This window comes from Acinetobacter sp. FY683 (assembly GCF_059515885.1).
Window position 1 is genome coordinate 65,481 of sequence record NZ_JCAKNA010000011.1, and the last position, 20,951, is coordinate 86,431.

At 37.8% G+C, this 20,951-nt stretch carries 18 protein-coding genes; 8 read left to right on the forward strand and 10 right to left on the reverse strand.

Going from position 1 to position 20,951, the window contains the following annotated elements:
• Positions 1 to 10: 10 nt before the first annotated feature.
• From AC5YDH_RS07925 to dxs, 8 genes are all read right to left on the reverse strand, one after another.
• Positions 11 to 643: an MlaC/ttg2D family ABC transporter substrate-binding protein gene (locus AC5YDH_RS07925; RefSeq protein ID WP_496118350.1), complete on the reverse strand. Its 633-nt coding sequence runs from the start codon at positions 641 to 643 to the stop codon at positions 11 to 13.
• A gap of 20 nt (positions 644 to 663) precedes the next feature.
• Positions 664 to 1,338 (reverse strand): outer membrane lipid asymmetry maintenance protein MlaD, encoded by a 675-nt coding sequence (gene mlaD / locus AC5YDH_RS07930; RefSeq protein WP_496118352.1) that lies wholly within the window; start codon positions 1,336 to 1,338, stop codon positions 664 to 666.
• Positions 1,338 to 2,117, reverse strand: coding sequence for a lipid asymmetry maintenance ABC transporter permease subunit MlaE (gene mlaE, locus AC5YDH_RS07935; RefSeq protein ID WP_496118354.1), 780 nt, complete (start codon positions 2,115 to 2,117; stop codon positions 1,338 to 1,340). Before mlaE ends, mlaD begins: the two co-directional genes overlap by 1 nt.
• Complete coding sequence (locus AC5YDH_RS07940) at positions 2,114 to 2,932, reverse strand: ABC transporter ATP-binding protein (protein ID WP_496118358.1); 819 nt, start codon at positions 2,930 to 2,932, stop codon at positions 2,114 to 2,116. Before AC5YDH_RS07940 ends, mlaE begins: the two co-directional genes overlap by 4 nt.
• Positions 2,933 to 3,303: 371 nt before the next feature.
• Positions 3,304 to 5,148: a DEAD/DEAH box helicase gene (locus AC5YDH_RS07945; RefSeq protein WP_496118362.1), complete on the reverse strand. Its 1,845-nt coding sequence runs from the start codon at positions 5,146 to 5,148 to the stop codon at positions 3,304 to 3,306.
• A 380-nt stretch (positions 5,149 to 5,528) separates the two neighbouring features.
• Entirely contained in the window at positions 5,529 to 6,134 is a 606-nt protein-coding gene (locus tag AC5YDH_RS07950; protein ID WP_496118363.1) for a MarC family protein, read from the reverse strand.
• A 202-nt stretch (positions 6,135 to 6,336) separates the two neighbouring features.
• Positions 6,337 to 7,167 carry an inositol monophosphatase family protein gene (locus AC5YDH_RS07955; RefSeq protein WP_496118365.1) on the reverse strand — a complete coding sequence of 277 codons (831 nt, stop codon included), beginning with the start codon at positions 7,165 to 7,167 and terminating at the stop codon, positions 6,337 to 6,339.
• Between the two features lie 112 nt (positions 7,168 to 7,279).
• Positions 7,280 to 9,190, reverse strand: coding sequence for a 1-deoxy-D-xylulose-5-phosphate synthase (gene dxs / locus AC5YDH_RS07960; RefSeq protein ID WP_496118367.1), 1,911 nt, complete (start codon positions 9,188 to 9,190; stop codon positions 7,280 to 7,282).
• Positions 9,191 to 9,500: 310 nt separating this feature from the next.
• Here dxs and ribA point away from each other — a divergent pair, with 310 nt between their 5' ends.
• Entirely contained in the window at positions 9,501 to 10,103 is a 603-nt protein-coding gene (gene ribA / locus AC5YDH_RS07965) for a GTP cyclohydrolase II (protein ID WP_496118368.1), read from the forward strand.
• A 72-nt stretch (positions 10,104 to 10,175) separates the two neighbouring features.
• On the opposite strand, the gene hemN is transcribed toward ribA, so the two are convergent.
• Positions 10,176 to 11,540, reverse strand: coding sequence for an oxygen-independent coproporphyrinogen III oxidase (gene hemN / locus AC5YDH_RS07970; RefSeq protein WP_496118370.1), 1,365 nt, complete (start codon positions 11,538 to 11,540; stop codon positions 10,176 to 10,178).
• Positions 11,541 to 11,763: 223 nt separating this feature from the next.
• Here hemN and hemF point away from each other — a divergent pair, with 223 nt between their 5' ends.
• From hemF to AC5YDH_RS07990, 4 genes are all read left to right on the forward strand, one after another.
• On the forward strand, positions 11,764 to 12,705 hold the full coding sequence (gene hemF, locus AC5YDH_RS07975; RefSeq protein ID WP_496118372.1) for an oxygen-dependent coproporphyrinogen oxidase: 942 nt from the start codon (positions 11,764 to 11,766) through the stop codon (positions 12,703 to 12,705).
• 217 nt (positions 12,706 to 12,922) lie between these two features.
• The gene (locus tag AC5YDH_RS07980; protein ID WP_496118374.1) at positions 12,923 to 13,132 is read left to right on the forward strand and encodes a hypothetical protein; all 210 of its coding nucleotides are present in this window, start codon (positions 12,923 to 12,925) and stop codon (positions 13,130 to 13,132) included.
• Between the two features lie 105 nt (positions 13,133 to 13,237).
• Complete coding sequence (gene aroE, locus AC5YDH_RS07985) at positions 13,238 to 14,026, forward strand: shikimate dehydrogenase (RefSeq protein ID WP_496118376.1); 789 nt, start codon at positions 13,238 to 13,240, stop codon at positions 14,024 to 14,026.
• A gap of 363 nt (positions 14,027 to 14,389) precedes the next feature.
• Positions 14,390 to 16,213 carry an acyl-CoA dehydrogenase C-terminal domain-containing protein gene (locus AC5YDH_RS07990; protein ID WP_496118377.1) on the forward strand — a complete coding sequence of 608 codons (1,824 nt, stop codon included), beginning with the start codon at positions 14,390 to 14,392 and terminating at the stop codon, positions 16,211 to 16,213.
• Between the two features lie 60 nt (positions 16,214 to 16,273).
• Here AC5YDH_RS07990 and hemW read toward each other — a convergent pair whose 3' ends face one another.
• A complete protein-coding gene (gene hemW / locus AC5YDH_RS07995) occupies positions 16,274 to 17,428 on the reverse strand; it encodes a radical SAM family heme chaperone HemW (RefSeq protein ID WP_496118378.1) in 1,155 nt (384 codons plus the stop codon).
• 119 nt (positions 17,429 to 17,547) lie between these two features.
• Between hemW and AC5YDH_RS08000 the strand changes: the two genes are divergently transcribed.
• The 3 genes from AC5YDH_RS08000 to AC5YDH_RS08010 all read left to right on the forward strand — a co-directional run bounded on the left by AC5YDH_RS08000 (position 17,548) and on the right by AC5YDH_RS08010 (position 20,862).
• Positions 17,548 to 18,009: a DMT family transporter gene (locus tag AC5YDH_RS08000; protein ID WP_496118379.1), complete on the forward strand. Its 462-nt coding sequence runs from the start codon at positions 17,548 to 17,550 to the stop codon at positions 18,007 to 18,009.
• A gap of 88 nt (positions 18,010 to 18,097) precedes the next feature.
• Positions 18,098 to 19,402 (forward strand): MATE family efflux transporter, encoded by a 1,305-nt coding sequence (locus AC5YDH_RS08005; protein WP_496118405.1) that lies wholly within the window; start codon positions 18,098 to 18,100, stop codon positions 19,400 to 19,402.
• Positions 19,403 to 19,560: 158 nt separating this feature from the next.
• Positions 19,561 to 20,862, forward strand: coding sequence for an ABC1 kinase family protein (locus AC5YDH_RS08010; RefSeq protein WP_496118381.1), 1,302 nt, complete (start codon positions 19,561 to 19,563; stop codon positions 20,860 to 20,862).
• Positions 20,863 to 20,951: the final 89 nt, after the last annotated feature.

The window sequence follows — 20,951 nt, forward strand, 5'->3', positions numbered from 1 at the left end:
GACTCACCTATTATTTTTTGTTTACCGCAGCATCAGCATCTGGCTTAAAGTTCGCAATCGCTTGATCTAAATTACCGCCATTTCGTTTTACAGTTGCAGCAAATTGATTACGGAACTGCAAGCCTAAGTCGATACCTGATACGTTGATATTACGAACTTTCCACTGGTTACCTTTATCAACCAACTGTAAAGATACAGGAATTTTTTCACCCTTGTTGTTAAAGTCAATTGTAACAACCGGATTTTTACTACCCGTATCTTTATAAGGACGTAATGTATAAGTTTGATTTGAAAATTTTGCGAATGCTGAACCGTAATTTTCAATTAAAGTTTCACGGAAATTTTTCTCAAACTGAGCACGTTGCGCTGCAGAACTATATTGATTGGTCGCATAAGTTCCCATCACAATACGGGTAAATGCTTGCGAATCGATATACGGATCTAAGTTTTGACGAACAATAGTTTTAGCCAATGCTGGGTTCGCTTTCAATTTAGCATTGTCTGCTTTTAAACGTACAATTAAACCATCAGCGACTTTTTTTACAAATGCAGGAGGTGTTTCACTTGGGGCAGCAATCGTTGCTGATGCCACCATCGTTGTTAATATTGTTGCCGCAAAAGTTTGCTTAATCAAAATATTCATTCTAACTTCTCCAAAATTACTTATTCAACAAATGATGGTTCAGCATTGGCTGTATCTGATGATGTACTTGTCGCATCATCACCATCTTTTGCTTTGCTTTCACCAGCACCACCAGTCACAAATTTAGAAATCAAATCTTCAATTTCCATTGTGCTTTGAGTATTAGAAATTTGCTCACCACGTTTTAAATAGTTTAGACCACCACCTGGTACAATTTTTAAGTACTTTTCACCTAATAAACCATTGGTTGCCACCATAAGATAAGCATCATCATCAATATTGGTGATGGATTTCATGTTATCAAGAAGTTGCTTTTCCATATTTTTTTGTTCTGTTTTCGATGCTGCTTCATAATCAGAACTATAACGAAGCTCTTCCAATGCTTCATCTTGTACTTGTTTCAATTGTTTCGCATTAAATGACGTTAAAGTGCCATCTAATGTCATATGAACAGTTGCCAAACGTGTAACAGGATCTAATGTAATTGAATCGACCTGCCCTACTTTCACACCACTTAATGCAACTTTTGCACGAGGCTTAATACCATTTATATTATCAAAGGTCGCAGTCATCTTATAACTGTCACTCATATTCGTGCCAACTAAACCACTTACACGCATTGCCAAGAAAAAGAGTGCAATTCCAAAAAGAATTACAAATACGCCGACTGCCAGCTCACTAGTACGTGACTTCATTAAACACCTCCGAACATGACCGCAGTCAACACGAAATCAAAACCTAAAACACAAAGTGATGAATACACCACCGTGCGCGTTGTAGAAGTTGCAATACCTTCAGATGTTGGTTCACAAGCATAACCCTGATAAACCGCAATCCATGTACAAATTAATGCAAAAACAAAACTTTTAAGAATAGTGCCATTTAAAACATCCTTATAGAATTGCACACTACTTTCTATGCCGCTCCAATAAGAACCTTCATCTGCACCTAGAAAATCTACGCCCACCATTTTACCGCCCATAATACCAACAGCAGCAAAAATGACAGAGAGCATTGGTAAACTAAAAATACCTGCCCATAAACGCGGTGAAATCACACGTTTAAGTGGATCTACACCTATCATTTCCATACTAGACAATTGCTCTGTAGCCTTCATTAGACCAATTTCAGCAGTCAGTGCAGAACCCGCACGCCCTGCAAACAATAATGCAGCAACAACAGGCGCAAGTTCTCGAAGCAATGTCAGTGCTACAGCTGTACCCAACATTGCTTCACTACCAAAAGTGACCAATATGCTATACATCTGTAAACCTAAAACAGCGCCAATAAATAAACCAGACACAACAATAATAAGCAGAGACAAAACGCCTACACGATACACTTGGTATATGAACAACCTAACACCTTGCCATGTTGGTAATGATGCCAAAATTTGCAATAGCATAAGCGTAGCAACACCAATTCCGCGCATACGCTCAATAACGCGTCTACCTAATAAGGCAATAGCATTCATGAACCAACCTCATTGCTTAAATATGCTTGATGACTAAATTGATAATCAACTGGACCATCAATTGACCCTGTTAAAAACTGCTGAACAAATGGTGATGAATGATTTTTTAATTCTTCAGGTGTCCCTTCACCTTGAACCTTACCTTCCGCAACAACATAAATATAATCTGCTATAGATAAAGTTTCCGCCACATCATGCGAAACAATAATAGTCGTTAAATCTAAAGCTTCACGTAAAGAACGAATCAAGCGCGTCAACACCCCTTTTACGATCGGATCTTGTCCAGCAAAAGGCTCATCATACATAATTAATTCAGGGTCAAGCGCAATTGCACGAGCCAAAGCTACACGTCTGTTCATACCACCAGACAACTCCGATGGCATTAGTTTTTCTGCACCACGCAAACCAACAGATTCTAATTTTAATGCAATAATTTCAGCAATAAGATGTTCAGATAATTTTGTATGTGCACGTATTGGAAAAGCGACATTTTCATACACAGACATATCTGTAAAAAGCGCACCACTTTGAAAAAGCATACCCATGCGAGCACGAGCAGCAAATAATTCTTGGCGAGACATCTCTGCAATATTCTTATTGTCTAATAATATTTCACCCGAATCTGGAATAAGTTGACCACCTATAAGACGCAACAACGTGGTCTTACCAGTACCAGAAGGTCCCATAATTGCGGTAATTTGGCCACGACGAATATTCATATCAATATTATCGTAGATAACACGCTCCCCTCGCTTAAAACTCAGACCACTTATTTTAATGAATGAGTGAGCTTCTTGGGATTGTTGATTATTCATAGCCGAGCTTTTCCCGAATAAGTATTTTCAGCGCATATAATATAAATGATTAGAGATAAAATTGTTACCTCTGAATGTTTTAGATCTGTTTTATAATTTTTAGCTCAGGTTTTATTATAAATATAAATTCTTAAATTTATGATAAATGTGTATATAGAAAAAAAAGTACATTACAAAAAACTAGAGCTAAACCAACGTATGGCATAAAAACTCCTTGCACACCTTCATGGTTTACTATTTTCAATGTATTGAACACCGTTATTATCAAAAAATAAATATTATGTGATTTATTATACATTATAATATTATTTATGCAAAATAAAAACAAAAAAAGCCGATGGATAACCATCGGCTTTTTTATGAATTTAGTCTTAGTCGTTGAACTTACGACGTGGACGATCTTCACCAAATGTACGCTCACCACGTGGTTTGTCATCGAAACTACGACGTGGACGATCTTCGCCAAATGAACGCTTTGGACGATCATCGAATGAACGTTGTGGACGATCACCGAAACCACCTTCACGACGAGCTGGACGATCACCAAAATCACGTTTTGGACGATCACCGAAACCACCTTCACGACGTGGAGCTGGACGATCACCAAAATCACGTTTTGGACGATCACCAAAACCGCCTTCACGAGGTTTGTAATCTACACGGTTACCACGGTTGTCATCATTAGAACGAGGACGGTCACCAAAGTCACGACGTGGACGATCATCGAATGAACGTTGCGGACGATCACCAAAACCGCCTTCACGACGTGGACGATCATTGTTAAATTCGCGACGTGGACGATCTTCAAAACCGCCTTCACGACGTGGACGATCGTTGTTAAATTCGCGACGTGGACGGTCTTCAAAACCACCTTCACGACGTGGACGATCTTCGCCAAATGAACGACGTGGACGATCATCACCACCTTCACGGCGTTTGAAGTTGCTTTCGCCTTCAAAACGACGACCACCACCGAAGCCACCACGACCGCCATCACGACGACCGCCACGACCACGACCAGCACCATCACGGCTACCACGAGCAGGAGGTGGAGATGGCTCAAGACCCTCAATTTCAGATACATTTAAACGAGCATCTAAGAAGTCTTCTAAAGCACGGATCTTGCCACGTTCACGGTAAGTTGCAAGTGTAATTGCTTTACCAGTACGACCTGCACGACCTGTACGACCAATACGGTGTACATAATCTTCGTTCTTCATTGGAAGACCAAAGTTAATTACGTGTGAAATTGTTGGTACGTCAAGACCACGAGCAGCAACGTCTGTTGCAACTAAAATCTTAGCACGACCTTCACGGATGCTACGTAAACGACGGTTACGAACAGTTTGTGGCATAGCACCATGAAGCGCTACAACTGATAAACCTGCTTCAGCAAGTTCTTCAGCCAACATATCTGTATCTTCTTGAGTAGAAGCAAATACTACTGCTTGATCAACGTCTTCTTCGTTTAACCAATGAGTAAGTAATTTTTTCTTGTGTTCAAAGCCATCAGTCCAATGCAAAGTTTGAGTGATGTCTGTATTTGTAGAGTGACCAGTTTCGATCGCAATACGTTGTGGATCATTCATCATGCGTTCTGCAAGGCTGATAATACGACCAGCAAAAGTTGCAGAGAACATTAATGTTTGTTTACGGTTAGCAGCTAAATCACTGATTGCTTCTAGGTCTTCAGAGAAACCTAAGTCAAGCATACGGTCAGCTTCATCAACAATTAACGCGTCAACTTTGTCTAATTTAATTTGACGACGGTTTACCAAGTCAAGTAAACGACCAGGAGTTGCTACAACAACTTGCGCGCCTTTTAATTGTTGGATTTGTTTACCGAAAGGCATACCACCCATAATTGCAGCAATACGAACACCTTTCATGTGACGTACAAATGCAATTGCGTCTTGGCTAACTTGTTGAGCCAATTCACGTGTTGGGCAAAGAACCAAAATATTTGGTTGAGTTACTGCTTTCATGCGTTCTTTGAAAGGAACTAAAGCATCTTCTGAAGCTAATGCGTTTAATGTAGGGAGAAGAAACGCAGCAGTTTTACCAGAACCAGTTTGGCTAGATACAAGAAGGTCTTTACCTTCTAAAGCAGCAGGAATCGATTGCTCTTGAACAGGTGTAGGCGATGTGAAGCCTAATGCTTGTAAACCCTGTTGTAACGATTCATGTAAAGGAAAATCAGCAAAAGTTTTGCTCATAGAGTATTTCACCCGAAAATTGGGTGCTCCATTAAAATAAGTCAGATGGACATCGGCAAAAAGCGGTACAGCAATAAACGCTGACAATCTAAGATTCAGCGGCGATCCGAGTAACGACGATGTGATATAACGCACGCTTGATAACGGCTTATTAACCTGAAGGAATCGCTAAAGCGATTGGGGCGCGAGATATCGTCCTCTAATTGGACCGCACGCGCATACACAATGATTTGAAGAGAAATGTTCAGGTAATGAACGAAAAATAAGTGCGTGCGCGGAGTATAACAGAGTTTTTTTAAATGTCACCTATTTTAGTCAGCTAAACTAATTTTAATGATAAATAAGACTGATGTATAACAAAAAACATACAATCTAGAAGTCTAGAAGTCTAGAATCAATCCAATTACACCATTAATAATCATATTTATTGCAATAGTTCCTACAAGTAAAGCAGCAATTCGCCCCACAATATCAACATAACGATCAACATAATCTGCATGTTTTACTTTTAAATTATCATGTGCAAATTTCATCAGCATTAACAAACTACACGTTAATAATAGCGTTGCACCAATAACCACTGCTGAACCAAGTACTGATATTTTAGAGCCAGTAATAACAGATGCACTTACTGTTCCCGGTCCAATCATAAAAGGCATAGCAATCATGCCAGCGGCATTACCACCTCGAATATCACCAATGGTATCTGCCCCTTCAAAAACAAAGCGATAACCTATTACCAAGAAGATAATACCGCCAAAAATTTGGAATGCTTCAAAACGCACTTGTAGATATTGTGAGAAAATAGCCTCCCCACCCCATGCAAACAAAACAAATACAACATAGGAAATAAGTGAACCTTGAATAAGTGCTTTATTAAAAACAGATGCACTTAAATTTTTGATGAGTCCAAGCATATAAATACTCATCATAAACGGATTCAATAAAGTAAAAAAAAGTGCAAAAGAGTGAATATAATCGGTCAATTTCAATTCCTTTTTATGATCTCAACATCGCATCGATAATCTTTGATTTTCAATATTTTTTAATTCTAATCATCTTTTCTGTTCGCTTAAAGTAATGGCTACAAAACACATAAACTCTAAAAAAATAAAAAGCCCTCTAAATAAGAGGGCTTTTTAAAATCTTCAAAAACTCGATATTCAAGTTCTATTGCTAAATCTTATATTACTTAGCTGCATCGCCCCAAGCAGGAACAACTGCTTGCATAAGAGGCTTAAGCATTTTCATAGAACAAGCAAGTACTTGACCATTTTCCATAGATTCGCTACCACCACGTGCATCGACTACAGTACCACCAGCTTCTTTAACAATTAACTCACCTGCTGCGATATCCCATGGTTTTAAACCAAGTTCGAAGTAACCATCGAAACGACCCGCTGCAACGTATGCAAGATCTAATGCAGCAGAACCTGAACGACGGAATTGTGCGCCAGCTTCAGTTACATTTAACAATGCATCAAAATTATTTTTCGCATAAGAAACAACTTCACCATTACGCACTTTACGGAACGCATGACCAACAGATAAGAATGTGTTGTTTAAGCTATCTTTTACATTTACACGAATACGACGTTGGTTCAGCATTGCGCCACGACCACGACTTGCAGAGAACAGCTCATCTTTCACAGGGTCATAAATAACACCGTGTTGAGTTACGCCTTTATGTTGAACTGCAATTGAAATACAGAAATGAGGAACACCATTGATGAAGTTTAGTGTGCCATCAAGCGGATCGATCACCCAACACCATTCAGCATCGTGACCTTTACCTTCTTGATAACCAAACTCTTCACCAAGGAAGCTGTGGTTTTTATAGCTTTTACGTAGAGTATCGATAGCCAATTGTTCCAAGTAACGGTCTACACGCGTTACAGGACCATCAATCCCTTTTTCTTCGACTTGTAGATCGAGTTTATGACGATTTTGATGCGCTTTTAAAAGCTCTTGACCAACTAATTGAGCCGCACGCGCAGCCATAACCACCATAGGTTCCATTGAACACCCACTACAAATTTGAAGATACTGATAAAGAATAATGCATAAAAGCGCCTATATCTTAACAAAGATAAGCGCTTTTATGTTGAAAAATGTTGCTAAATTTTAAATATTACAATGAAACGGTCGTTGTAATTCTTTGCAAAGCCTGTTGAATAGAGGCTTCTATACCTTTTTCATCGAGCCCAGCTTGTTGTAACATCTGTTCATGTGTTGCTTGGTGCATGAATGTATCATCTAAGCCTAAGTTTAAAATTGGCTTAACAATACCTGCTTTTGCAAGATATTCATTTACAGCACTACCCGCCCCACCCATAACAGCATGTTCTTCAACAGTCACAAATAATGATGTGCTTTCTGCAATAGCATTAATCAGTGCTTCATCTAATGGTTTTACAAAACGCATATTTACTACACGTACTGCAATTTCATTATTTTCGGCTATGACTTCTGCTGCATCTAAAGCGGCTTGAACACGACTACCAAAAGCTAGAATTGAAACATACTCATCATACTGATCATTCAATGTTGTCAGAATTTCAGCCTTACCAATTTCCAGAGCAGTCATGACTTGTTGAATTTCAACACCAAGACCTACACCTCGTGGATAACGAACAGCGGCAGGCCCTTTGTGCTGATATGCAGTATGTAACATTTGACGACATTCGTTTTCGTCTTTAGGCGCCATAATCACAATATTTGGTATGGTGCGCATATATGCATAATCGTATGCACCAGCATGTGTTGGGCCATCTTCGCCCACCAAACCAGCACGATCAATACCAAAAGTAACGTCTAAATTCTGTAATGCAACATCATGTACAAGCTGATCATAACCACGTTGTAAGAATGTTGAATAAATCGCAACAACCGGTTTTAGACCTTCACATGCCATACCTGCAGCTAAAGTCACTGCATGCTGTTCTGCAATTGCAACATCAAAAAACCGTTCAGGAAATTCTTTGGCAAATTTAACCATGCCTGAGCCTTCACACATGGCAGGAGTAATTGCTAACAAACGATGATCTTGTTGGGCTTCATCGCAAAGCCACTGACCAAATACATCTGAGTATTTAGGTGCTTTTACAGTTGAAGCGACTGAATTAACTTTTGAAATAGCATGATATTTAATTTGGTCAGATTCTGCTGGAGCAAAACCTTTACCTTTCACGGTATAAATATGAACTAAACGTGGACCTTTACGTTTTTTAAGCGCATTAAACACTTGAACCAATTGGTTAACATCATGTCCATCGAAAGGACCAAAATAATCGAAACCAATCGCTTTAAACAAGTTATCTGCTGCATCGGTTGCCGATTCGTGTAAACGAGAGTTGTAAGTCCACTCTGGATGTGACTGAACAAATGCCTCGCCTTGCTCTGTAATATTGACAGATTCGCCACGTTCCCAAATAGCAGCTAAGTGCTTAGCAAAACCACCTGTGCTACATGAAATTGACATATCGTTGTCATTTAAGACAACCATAAGATCTGCATTGTGCGCGACTGCATCATTCATCGCTTCAAAAGCCATGCCTGCTGTCATCGCACCATCACCAATAATAGCAACAACTTCACATGGATCTTTTTGATAACGACGTGCTAAAGACATACCTAAACCTGCTGAAATAGCAGTAGATGAATGTCCCACACCAAATGTATCGAATACAGATTCTTCACGCGCAGGAAAAGCGGCTAAACCATCTTTAGAGCGTATTGTTGTAAGTTCTTCACGACGCCCCGTTAATGCTTTATGCGGATAAGCTTGATGACCAACATCCCAAATTAAACGATCTTTAGGCGTGTTGAAGCAATAATGTAAAGCAACTGTAAGTTCAATAACACCAAGGTTTGCGCCAAAGTGACCACCACTTTGTCCTGTTGCGTACAAAATGTACTGACGTAACTCATCTGCCAACTTTTCTAATTGGCTTTGCGCGAGTAAACGTAATTGCTGTGGATGGTCAATACCATCAAGCAATGGTGTTACAGGGCGACAAGTTGGTATTTCGGTATACAACATAATGTGGCAAAGCCTTCTAAAGCCTGGCAAATATTAAGCTAGGTCAATGGGAATTAATCGATCATATAATCGAATGGTATCACCTTCAATCAGCCACAGCTCTAGCGATGTAGTTTTGAGCAATGATTTTCAGTTGAGTACAATATTAGGTGCGTAGATTATCCTGAATAACTCTACTAATTATCAACTATTATTGTCTTGTTTATACAAAAAAGAAAATCTTATCCGTAAATTATTATGAGCTTTTCTACTAATGTCTGAGCATTACGCTATACTTTAATCAATAAATATAGTTTTAACAGGTTAAACAGTGCCTATTGAATTTGTTGCAACATCTAAACTCCCAACCGCTTTCGGTGACTTTAAAATTACAGTTTTTCAAGACCCTGAAACGGGTGAAGAACATGTCGCACTTTCGAAAGGTTTGGACATAGCACCAACAGCTCCTGTACTTGTACGTATTCACTCAGAATGCTTAACTGGCGATGCTTTTGCATCTCTAAAATGCGATTGTGGACCACAATTACAAGCAACTCAAAAGCTGATTAATGAAGCAGGACAAGGTGTAATTTTATACTTACGTCAAGAAGGTCGTGGTATTGGTTTAACCAACAAAATTCGTGCTTATGCATTACAAGATCAAGGTCATGATACAGTCGATGCCAACTTAATGTTGAATTTACCTGCCGATGCACGCCGTTATGATATGTGTAATATCATGCTCGATCACTTAAAAGTAAAAGAAGTTCAATTGATCACAAATAACCCACTTAAAATTCAAGCTTTAAAAGATCTAGGAATTAATGTGGTGAATCGTGTGTCTTTAACCGTTGGTTTGAACCCACACAATGAAGAATATTTAAAAACCAAACATGATCGTATGTCACACATGTATCAAAAAGAAGATTTTTAAGTTGTATATTTAAATTCTCAAAAAAAAACTCCTCTAACCTCCCTTTTTAAAGGGAGGCTTTTAAAGGAGGGCTTAAATCGTCATTGAGAAAATTTTGGTCTCTGGCGCTTTTCGCTTCATACGTAAATCGAATGCCATACAAATATTCCGCACAAAAGGTTTTCCCTTTTCGGTGACATAAATTTCATGATCACCAAATTCCAACAACCCATCTTTGTGCATTTCTTTTAGTTGATTAACCACATCATAAATCTCAGAGAAGTATAAATGTGGTTCTTGCCAAGACGTTTTAAACGTACACATCAAATTCAGAATATGTTTACGAATAATCAAATCTTCCTGACTTAAAATGTGACCACGAAATACTGGAATTTCATTGTTTTCGATACGTGCATAATAATCTTCAAGCACTTTTTCATTTTGTGCGAAGCCATACCAACTATCTGAAATAGAAGAAACACCTAAACCAATCATCAATTTCGTTTTAGATGCGGTATAACCCATAAAGTTACGATGCAATGTCCCTGCATGAAATGCCTGATACATTCCATCACCCACCAATGCAAAATGATCCATCCCAATTTCAGCATAACCATGTTCGAGTAATTTCTTTTTACCCTCTTCATAGCATTGACGTTTTAATTCATCTTTTGGCACATCTTCATCTTTAAAGCCACGCTGACCATTACCTTTAATCCATGGCACATGTGCATAGCTATAAAATGCTAAACGATCTGGTGTCAATTTTTTCGTTTGATCAATGGTATTTAAAACATCTTCCAAATTTTGAAATGGCAAACCAAATACTAAATCATGTGAAATAGATTCATAACCAATTTCACGCGCCCACTGCGTTACACGTTCTACATTTTCATAAGGCTGAATACGATGAATCGCTTTTTGAACTTTTTCATTGTAGTCCTGAACGCCATAGCTTACACGGCGAAAACCCAAATCATATAACGCTTGTAAGTGTTCTTTTGTTGTATTGTTTGGATGACCTTCAAAGCTAAATTCATGCTGATCTGCAATTTTCGCTTTAGCCAAAATACCTTGAATAAGTTGTTGAATATGCTCAACAGAAAAAAATGTGGGCGTTCCCCCACCCAAATGGATTTCTTTAATTTGCGGTGTTTCACCCAAAACTTTGCAGTATAAATCCCATTCTTTTAGTACTGCTTGAATATACGGTTGTTCGACTTCGTGACGCTTAGTCACACGTTTATGACAACCACAGAAAGTACATAAGCTTTCACAAAATGGTAAATGAATATAAAGACTAATCCCTTCTGAATCATTCGATTCTTGAAAAGATTTCACTAAACTTTGTTGCCACAATTCAGCAGAGAAAGTGCCATTATCCCAATATGGAACGGTTGGATAACTGGTATAGCGTGGTCCTGGAACATTATATTTTTGAATTAAAGAAGCACCCATAATTACCCACTCTTGGCGAAGTTGTGACCACTATTTTATGTATCTTAAACCAATTTTTCACATATTGTGATTGGCTCACATCAATATTACAACACCTCGATAAATACCCATAATTTTTTTAAGTATTTTAAACATCCAATATTCAACATCGGGAAAATCTCTTTAATATTTCATGCAATTTATGTTTTGATGTGTACATCTAAAATTCTTGATGAAGGTCGCGATGCAAAATCCTACTTCAGCCGATATTCAACGTGTTCGTGATTATTTAACTGACTTACAAGCACGTATTTGTGCACGCCTAGAACAACAAGAAAAAGTAGGTGGCGGTTCTGCTGAATTTATTATTGATGAATGGGAACGCCCTGAAGGTGGCGGTGGTCGCTCACGTGTTTTACAAGATGGAATGGTTATTGAAAAAGGTGGTGTGATGTTCTCCCACATCAACATTTCAAAACTTCCCGCTTCAGCAACAGAACGCCATCCAAGTATTGCGGGCGCAAAAGCACAAGCAATGGGTGTTTCTTTGGTAATTCACCCTAAAAACCCAAATGTTCCCACCTCACATGCCAACGTACGTTTATTTGTCGCTAAAAAAGAAGGACAAGATCCAATTTGGTGGTTCGGTGGTGGTTTCGACTTAACCCCATTTTATCCAAATGATGAAGATGTATTATCTTGGCATCAGACCGCTCATGATTTATGTACACCATTTGGGGATGACGTTTATGATGAACATAAAAAATGGTGTGATGACTATTTCTACTTAAAGCATCGTGATGAACAACGTGGCGTAGGTGGGCTATTTTTTGATGATTTAAATCAATGGGATTTCGAAACTTGCTTTAAATACATGCAGGCCGTGGGCAATGGCTATTTAGAAGCCATTGTGCCCATTTTCGAACGCAATCAAAACAAACCCTACACACCTGCTCAACGTGACTTCCAGTTATATCGTCGTGGTCGTTATGTAGAATACAACTTGGTTTATGACCGCGGTACATTATTTGGCTTACAAACTGGTGGTCGTATTGAATCGATCTTAGTGAGCATGCCTCCGCTTGCAGGTTGGTCATACCGCCCTGAATGGGATGAAAATTCAGCAGAAAAACGCCTGACCAATTTTTATTTAAAACCGCAAGATTGGCTCAAAATTTTAAAATAAAGTATTTAAATAAAATCACTTAGAACGCTCCAATTGGGGCGTTCTTTGCATATGCTTTTATTATTTATATCTAGATATATTTACTCACACAATACAACTATCATCTTTCACTTGATTATTGTTTAATAAAACAAGTTTCGTTAGATTTTTACAGCTATTCACCTTATTGAAACACTTGAATGGCACATTATGCCTAAGCCATTAAAGGACGTTAATCATGAATAAAATAATAAATAAAAATACCCTCGCTTTTCTTGGAATGTTCATTCTTTTAGTGGGTTCTTTAAGTGTAACGCTTGCTTTTGAAAACAACCTATCAGATAGCGTATCAATTACTATTAGTGTACTTTCAGGTATTGCCTTATTTCTTATTGCTGTCGTAATGCTATTTGAAGCAATTATCGATATTTGTAACCCAAGCAAATAAAACTTACTCATAAAAATCTGCAATTTCATCTATTTCTTTTCCGACTTTTTAGATTACGCATTTTCACGTATATTGAATGTCCTTTCAGCACAAGGATAATGCGTAATGACTAAACAATTCGCTGTAATTGGCAACCCAATTGAGCAATCACGTTCTCCTGAACTTCACCATGCTTTTGCCAAAAAAACAGGAATTGATTTGCTTTATAGCAAACGCCTTGCCCCACTCGATGGTTTCGACACGAGCGTAGAAGAATTCTTTAATACAGGTGGTATTGGTATGAATGTTACCGTACCTTTTAAAGAACAAGCTTTTTCCAAATGTGTTGTTTTAACTGAACGCGCCCAAATTGCTAAAGCTGTAAATACCTTATGGATGCAAGATGAAAAACTTCATGGCGATAATACAGATGGTCAAGGTTTAGTCGATGCCATTCGTGCATTAGATTGGAATTTAGCAAATACCGATATTTTAATTCTTGGCGCTGGTGGTGCAACACGTGGCGTAATTTATCCATTGGTACATGCAGGTACGAAAAAAATCGTGATTGCAAACCGTACTTTGGCACGTGCAGAACAACTTGTTGCCGATTTAAAAGATGCTGTTCCACAAGCAGAACTGCAAGCGATTGCACTCACAGATTTAGCGGGTCATTTTGATATTGTAATTAATGCAACATCTGCAAGTTTAAGTGGAGATGTTCTTGTTTTACCAGAAACATTACAATTTAAATATGCTTATGAAATGGCATATGGAAAACCATCTTCATTTTTAGATCAAGCCAAAGAACGTGGCGTACCAACCTCAGAAGGCTTTGGAATGCTTATAGGTCAAGCAATTGAATCTTTTTCAATTTGGAATGGAATTAAACCGAACCTTAAAGATTTTTTATAATATTCACATAATAATTTTAAGAGTCACTTTGGTGGCTCTTTTTTCATGGCAGATCACCTGAAAACGTATTGGTTTTTCTGACATCGCTTTATTAGTCTAAATAAATAAAATAAATGTGTACAGAATTGATACGACTTTTGCATGAATTGACTATTTTTCATGAGATTTACACGCTAGTATCAGATTAAATAGCAAGCAAAAGAAAGCATAAAATCAATCATCATTTCTTTTTATCTACATGATGAATTCGCCTTTCTGACATTTTTAATAGCTTCAACTATCAATGTAATTTTACTGTAGATGTGAATAATCAAAACATCGACTTAGATAATCCAAAACAATTTATATAGTAGGATTAAACATATGCCAGCGTATAAAGCTCCCTTACACGACATTCGCTTTTTAATGAATGAAGTTTTTAATTTCCCTGCACATTATCAAACTCTTTCTAACGGTGAATATGCAGATTCTGAAACCATTGATATGATTTTAGAAGGTGCAGCAGATTTTTGTGAAAACATCTTATCTCCTTTAAACCAACCTGGTGATGAAGAAGGTTGTCATTTTGAAAATGGCGAAGTTAAAACACCGAAAGGCTTTAAAGAAGCCTATGACCAATTTGTTCAAGGTGGTTGGCAAGGTTTATCTTATCCTGAAGAATTCGGTGGTCAGAACTTACCGCAATCTTTAAATTTAATTAAATCTGAAATGATGGGTACGGCAAACTGGTCGTTCCAAATGTATCCAGGCTTAAGTGTTGGCTGTATTAACACCATTATGCAATTTGGTACAGATGAGCAAAAAAATACATATCTTCCTCATTTAGTTGCAGGTACTTGGGCTGGCACAATGTGCTTAACAGAGCCTCAATGCGGTACAGATTTAGGGCAAGTAAAAACGAAAGCTGAACCAAATGCAGATGGTACCTATGCCATTTCAGGTACAAAAATCTTTATTTCTGCGGGTGAACATGACCTAACAGAAAATATTATTCATATTGTTCTTGCACGCCTACCAGATGCACCCGCAGGCACAAAAGGTATTTCATTATTTATTGTACCTAAGTTCTTACCAAGTGCCGATGGTGCTACAGGTGATCGTAATCCTGTGACATGTGGTTCTTTAGAACATAAAATGGGGATTCGTGCATCAGCAACTGCTGTTCTTAACTTTGATGCGGCAACTGGCTATTTAATTGGTGAGCCAAATAAAGGTTTACATGCTATGTTCACATTTATGAACACAGCACGTATTGGTACAGCAATTCAAGGCATTGCACATGCTGAACTCGCATTCCAAGGTGCTTTACCATATGCCAAAGATCGTATGTCTATGCGTGCGCTTTCAGGTAAAAAAGACCCTGAAAAAGTAGCCGATGCCATTATTCATCATGCAGATGTACGCCGTATGTTACTCACACAAAAAGCAATCGCTGAAGGCGGTCGTTCTATGATTTATCATGCAGCTCAACTTGCAGATAAAATGAATGATGCTCTACTTCGTGGTGATACAGCTGCATTTGAAGAGCATGATGAACACCTTGGTTTCTTTACACCAATTTTAAAAGGTTTCTTAACTGAACTGGGTTATGAAGCAGCAAACCACGGCATGCAAATTTATGGCGGTCATGGTTATATTAAAGAATGGGGTATGGAACAGATTGTTCGTGATTCTCGTATTTCTACGCTGTATGAAGGTACAACTGGTGTTCAAGCTTTAGACTTAATTGGTCGTAAAGTTCTTTTATCTTCTAAAGGTAAAGTTATTCGTGACTACACAGCGGAAATTTTGAAGTTCTGTGGTGTACATGCTCGTAATAAATACATGCGTCGTTTTGCTTGGGACTTAACAAAACTTTGTGCTCAATGGAATACGTTAACCGTTCGTTTAATGCTTGCTGCTCGTAAAGACCGTGACATCGTATCTTCTGCATCTGTAGATTTCTTAATGTTCTCTGGTTATGTAATGATGGCTTACTTCTGGGCTCAGCAAGCTGCTGTAGCATCTGAAAAATTGGCTGAAGGCAATGGCGCTGACGTTCCTGAATTCTATAAAGCAAAAATTAAAGTTGCTGATTTCTACTTCGAACGTATGTTGCCACGCACTCAAGGTCATGCAGAAGCAATGATTAACCCATCAAAATCGATGACATCGCTTGCACCTGAACATTTTAGTTTCGATTACTAATTTGCATGTACATAAAAAAGACCGCTTAAGCGGTCTTTTTTATTGATAATAAATAGTTTTTTATAAAAACTCTTCCAACACCGAATTTAGAAATACATGACCTTGCTCAGTACATGAAATTCGGTTTTCATCATTTACCATGAGTTTACGCTTACGTAATGATGCTAATAAATCAGACAAATCACTCAAGCTATAACCTGTACGTTCAGTATAAAGTTTGGCATCTACCCCATGATTCAAACGAAGTGCATTCATCATAAATTCGAACGGCATATCATCTTTTTCAATGCGTTTATATTGCAAATGCTCAGCAGGAACTTTAGCTAAATAATCTTTCGGCAAACGTGTTTTTTGGAAACGATACACACCATCTTTTTGTGTCACTTTTCCATGCGCACCTGCACCAATTGCAAGGTAATCACCAAACTGCCAATAATTTAAATTATGCGCAGAAGGTTTTTCTTTACGCCAAGCAGAAACCTCATAGTTCACGAAACCTTGCGAAATTAAATATGCCTCACCCTGCTCTTGAATATCTTCTAAAACATCATCTACAGGTAAAATGGGCTGTGTTCTAAAAAATACGGTATTGGGTTCAATAGTCAGTTGATACCAAGAAACATGCGTTGCTCCACTTTCAACTGCAAGTTTTAAATCTAACAAAGCTTGTTCTAAAGTTTGCTCTGGCAAGCCATGCATTAAATCGACATTTACACGCTCAAAACCTGCTTCTTTGGCATTTTTAATTGCAGAAATTGCATCATTATTTGAGTGAATACGACCTAACTTCTGCAAATGATCTGTATTAAAACTTTGCACACCAATAGAAAGACGATTAATCCCTGCCGCTAAATATCCTGCAAAAGGATCATGTTCAACTGTTCCTGGATTGGCTTCTAAAGTAATTTCACAACCATCTTCAAAAGGTAATAATGCTTTTAACTCAGCAAATAACCATTCATAACCCTTTGCAGAAATAAGCGATGGTGTACCACCACCAATAAATACACTGTGAATTTTACGCCCTTGTGCAAAATCTATTTGAGTTTTGAAATCTTCAACCAATGCTCTCAAATACTCTTCTTCTAAGTCTAAAGACAATTTTCCATCAGGTACCGCATGCGAATTAAAATCACAATATGGACACTTTCGCACACACCAAGGCATGTGAATATATAAAGATAATGGAATATTTGCAGGGTTTAGCTCAGACAAGGAGAATGCTCAAAAAGTAAGACTTTATGAATTTTACCATGAGTGATTCTATAGCTCATGAAATATATTGGTATTTGCTTTAAACTGATGAAAATTACATAAAAAATAGACTGCTAAAAATGATGAAAATATCGAGTCAGCTTATTTTATTCCTTCCTCTTGCATTTGCTATTGGTATTGCTTTGACCTTTCAAACCGCAATTAATACTCAACTACGCGATTATGTACAAACTCCTTTACAAGCTGCCCTTTTCTCATTTTTGATTGGTACAATACTACTTTGCGTTTTAGTGTTTGTTGAAAATTCATCCAAACCAAATTTTAGCGATTTAATTGCTATGCCTTGGTATTTATGGATTGGTGGATGTTTAGGTGTTTATGCGATTAGTATGAGCCTCTTTACTGCACCTAAATTGGGTTTACTTACACTTTCAGGCTTAATTATTTTTGGTCAAATTATAACATCTATGATTTTTGATCATTTCGGTCTATTGGGTATTCATAAAACACCTATTAACTGGCAACGTTTCTTCGGTGGTATCGTGATTTTCATTGGTGTGCTTCTCACTTTACAACGCTAATTTTTAAGTACTAAGCACCAATTTAAGAGTTTTTTTAGTGTCTAAAGTTACAAGTACAAGTTACGAGTTAAAACAATTATTTAAATTAATGATCCCCATTTTAATCACTCAATTTGCTCAAGCAGGTTTTGGTCTGATTGATACGATTATGGCTGGACATTTATCTGCCAATGACCTTGCGGCTATTGCCGTTGGTGTGGGCTTGTGGATTCCAATTATGCTACTTTTTAGTGGCATTATGATTGCAACTACACCTTTGGTTGCTGAAGCCCAAGGTGCACGTACGCCTGAAAAAATTGCAACCATTGCTCGTCAATCTTTATGGGTTGCACTTATTTTAGGAATTATTGCAGGTTTGATTTTACAAACGATGCCATTTTTACTTCCTTTATTTGGTGTTCCCGAAGCATTACTTCCAAAAGCAAGTTTATTCTTACATGCCATTGGCTTAGGTATGCCCGCGGTCACCATGTATGGGGCATTACGTGGCTATTCCGAAGCATTAGGTCATCCTCGTCCTGTCACTGTCATTAGTTTGGTTGCTCTTGTTGCACTTATTCCACTGAATTTTGTTTTCATGTACGGACTTGGACCAATCCCTGAGTTAGGTTCTGCAGGTTGTGGTTTTGCCACTTCTATTTTGCAATGGCTCATGTTTATTACCTTAGCACTCTATATTTTAAAAGCACCTGCGTATCAAAAATCGCAACCTTTTGCCCTTTTTGAAAAAATTAATAAACATTGGGTTAAACGTATTTTGGCACTTGGCTTTCCTATTGGCTTAGCTATTTTCTTTGAAGTGAGTATTTTTAGCACCGCAGCGATTGTACTTAGCCCACTTGGTGAAGTGACTGTTGCAGCGCACCAAATTGCAATTTCAATTACCTCTCAACTCTTTATGATTCCAATGTCACTTGCCATTGCGCTGACTATTCGTATTGGAACTTATTATGGCGAAAAGAATATTTTTGCGATGCGTAAAGTCCAACTTGTAGGCTTAGCAACAGGAACAGTATTTGCTCTTATTTCAATGAGTTTACTTTGGTTCTTCCGAACTGAAATTGTATCGTTTTATACCAATGATTATGACGTGACCCAAATTGCGGTTTATCTCGTATTATTTGCAATTGCTTATCAACTTATGGATTCATGGCAGGTAAGTGCAGCAGGCTGTTTACGTGGCATGCAAGATACTAAAGGGCCAATGTGGATTACTATGCTTGCCTATTGGATAATTGCCTTCCCTATTGGGATTTATCTTGCTCGCTTTACCCCTATGGGTGCAGCAGGTGTTTGGGTTGGTCTTATTGTTGGTTTAAGCATTGCCTGTGTACTTTTAATTTCACGTTTATACTTTAATAATAAACGTCTTTCCTTGCGCTTTAACTCTTAAAACCATATCAAATTTAAGCCGACCAGCGTGTCGGCTTTTTTATGTTTTCTACTAAAAATTCATAAACTATCCATCATCTTAACAAAATACAGTAGGCAATTTGCTATTCAAGACTTATTATCAAAGACAGAGAAAAAAGATGATCTTGAGGAACATCAATGGCTAAATCGGCAAGTACCCCGGGTCGTCGCTTTATGAAACTTGCGAGTATGACAGCAAGTATTGCGACAAAAACCGTTTCCAATTCCATTAAAAACTTAACAGCCGATGAAGATAAGAAAAATGCTTCACGTAGCCAAATGTTCCAAGAAATTGGCTTACAAATTGCCGACACCTTAGGTGAAATGAAAGGTGCTGTGATGAAAGTTGGGCAAATCGCTTCTCAATATAAAGATATATTCCCACCTGAAGTTGCTAAAGCAATCTCAAAACTACAGCGCCAAGCCCCTGCTATGCCTTTTGCAGAAATCAAAAAGCAAATTGAAAAAGAATTAGGCAAACCACTCAATCAAATTTTTAAACATGTCGATGAAACACCATTTGCAGCTGCATCTATTGGACAAGTACATAAAGCGACTTTACCTAGTGGTGAACAAGTGGTCGTCAAAGTTCAGTATCCTGGGGTGGATGAAGCTTGTGAAAGTGACTTAAAACAAGTGCGCTTAGCTCTTCGTCTTATGGGTGTTTTAAAAATTGATCGTAAACTTCAAGATCAACTTTTTAAAGAAATTCAAGAAAGTTTAGATAATGAACTTAACTATCAAATTGAAGCCCAAAACTTAGAAATTGCACGTACCTTCCATACAGCACTTGATAGCAAAATCATTATTCCACGTGTCTTTTCTGAATATTCATCTCGCCATATTTTAACTTTAAGTTTAGAACAAGGTGAAAGCATTGAAACTGCAAGTACATGGTCACAAGAAACACGCAATGAGTTAGGTCGTCGTTTATTTAAAGCCATTGGACAAGAAATTTTCTATTTAAAACGATTCCACTGCGACCCTCACCCTGGCAACTTTGCATTCCGTGAAGATGGTTATGTCATCATTTACGATTATGGCGGTGTAAAAACGCTTCCAAATGATATTGTTATCACATTTAAAAACTTAATAAATGCAGCTCGTGAACACAATATTCCTGAACTTGAACAACGATTAGATGAACTAAATTCTTTAACAGAGCAAGGTAAGTTCCCACAAGAACTCTATGAAGAATGGCTAGAAGTGCTCATGCGCCCTCTTATAACCAACTATGATTTTGCTGAAAACACAGCGCATCATGATGGTGTAGAACTTGTCAAACGCTCTTTAAAATACTGGGATGTATTCAAACCTTCGCCAGATACACTAATGGTGAATCGAACTGTTTCAGGTCAATATTGGAATTTAATTCACTTGAAAGTGAAAGATAATTTAACCGATTTATTTGATGAACTAGTACCACCACGTAACTCTTAATTTCCTCTATAAGTCCTTTTTTACAATCTGTAAAAAAGGATCACTTTACATCATTATTGTTATGTTATAACATTTCTACTATATCTTTA